Below are 2,053 nucleotides of genomic sequence, written 5' to 3'. Positions count from 1 at the left end.
ATTACCCAACTTATTTCATGAGAATAAAGTTTGCACAAAGATTTGCTCGTTTTAAGTCAGAAATGAAATCAATAAATAATAAAGATAAGAATAAAGTTTGCTTAAACATAGAGGAGAGATCACCAAACAAAGAGAGTAACCTAAACCTCATGAAGGCACCTTACGGTGACACCTGAACCAAAACCGATTCTTGACTTCTGATTGTTATAGGGTAATGCAGTTCTTTACTACCCTTGGAATACGGTATAATTGCCATGTTAATTAGTTATCAAGGGTGGGCATTAAATGATTTACACAATTGTATTGTTTATATTTGCTGGATTTGCAGAGATTGGTGGAGGTTATCTTATCTGGCTATGGTTAAGAGAAGGTAAGCCATTTTATTGGGGTGCTTTCGGAGGACTAGCCTTAGCGTTATATGGTATTATTGCCACATTTCAAACATTCCCATTATTCGGCAGAGTATATGCTGCCTATGGAGGAGTATTTATTGTTCTTTCTGTATTGTGGGGATGGGGGATTGATAAAAGAACACCTGATTTATACGATTGGATAGGTGCTGGTATATGTTTAGTGGGTGTTTCAGTAATGTTATTTGCACCTCGCCAATAAAGTAAAAAGACAAGAATACATTGAAGGGAAATCAACTAACGAAGGTGTATCCCGAACCGTGTAGGTGTGAGTTTGAAAGAAGGTCTTACGATGTCCACTATCCTCCTAAATCCCTTTTCCCTCTTACTCTTTTTCATTTTTCTAAAATGGAACTAATTTTTAATAAGTAGAGTTATGTATTTGGGAGACAGGCTTTTCTGTTTATTTTCCCTTATCAAATAAAATAGAACCGAGAAGAGGTATCGTAGATACATTTCCCCGATTCGTTAGACTAATACATCAGCCTAATACATAGTTGGCTCCCTCTTCCCCTGCCTTGGACAGTTACTTAATGTATAAGAGAGTTGTAAACTTGCAGATACAGATAATCCATTAGTATACCTTACGGTTTCCCTTGTACCACCACAATTCACCTACTTACCACATGACCTATGCCTAATCATTTATTTATATATTTATTTATTTTTTATGGGCGAGTGCTTCTTTATGAAGCATGTTATACACTTCTGGACGTGGGCTTCCCTTGATTGAGTTGGTTTGAATGCTCTTCAGAGAAAAAGGGGGACGTCCCTTGTGTTGTACTTATGCAGGGATTATCCTCCCCGTAAGGGTAAGCCTGATCCTCTCAGGGAACCTCGTTAAGACTCAGTTTTATATAAAAAAGCCCTGTAATTATATCCATACTCTAGATACACTCAGGGGGCTCTGTATAAACTTTTTTCTTTATAAACAGATTTTTTCCCATACTTCAAACTTCAGTTTGGTTTGACACCCACATATAATGAACACATTTTAAAAGCAATACCACAATCAACATGCATCCTTATCCATTATTTTCACCTTTGGCTGTGAAAGTAATTCTCAAACCTTCTCCAAATAAAAAAACCGAGAAAAGATATCCTAGATACGTTCCCGATTCGATAGTCTATATATCAGACTCATACATAGACTGGCTCCCACTTCCCTTTTTTGAAAAATCATTTTCAGATTGTAAGTGGGGGATAAGTGAGACTGACACTTTATTAACAGAAGTTACATAGGAGACAATAAGAAACCTTACGGTTCACCAATACCACCCAGTTCCCTTGTGATATCCCCGTATAGACTTGGCTGTCATACAGTGGTATCCCATGCTCTGGACAAACAAGAACCCCCGATACCTGATGACTCCTCTTACATGACCAATCCCTTATTATTTATATATATTTATTTCATAGGAGAAACCACTTGAAGCATTTTACACGTTACAGGGTGTGGGCATTCGTTCATTGAATTAGTTTCGGGTCTGTATACCTTTAGAGAGACATAGGGACATTCCTTTCACCCTACTTACTCAAGGGTTACTCTTCCCGTAAGGGAATTCCCTACAGATACCTCATTATGGCCATAAATCCACATAAAAAACCCCGTTTATACATCCATATACTGGATACACTCACGG

The 2,053-nt window shown here is 37.7% G+C and carries 1 protein-coding gene; it reads left to right on the top strand.

Going from position 1 to position 2,053, the window contains the following annotated elements; all coding sequences use genetic code 11:
* Nucleotides 1–285: 285 nt before the first annotated feature.
* Nucleotides 286–612 carry a YnfA family protein gene (locus NCCP133_RS21705; protein ID WP_071396633.1) on the top strand — a complete coding sequence of 109 codons (327 nt, stop codon included), beginning with the start codon at nucleotides 286–288 and terminating at the stop codon, nucleotides 610–612.
* The last annotated feature ends 1,441 nt before the right edge of the window (nucleotides 613–2,053 follow it).

This window comes from Cytobacillus sp. NCCP-133, from assembly GCF_026011715.1.
In the GTDB taxonomy this organism is placed as follows: Bacteria; Bacillota; Bacilli; order Bacillales; family Cytobacillaceae; genus Cytobacillus.
The sequence above is the reverse complement of the archived record's forward strand: the minus strand, read 5'-3'. Positions and strand labels throughout refer to the sequence as shown.

Excerpts from the sequence above, each read along its gene's own strand:
- NCCP133_RS21705 (WP_071396633.1), top strand. The coding sequence starts at position 286 with ATGATTTACACAATTGTATTGTTTATATTTGCTGGATTTGCAGAGATT.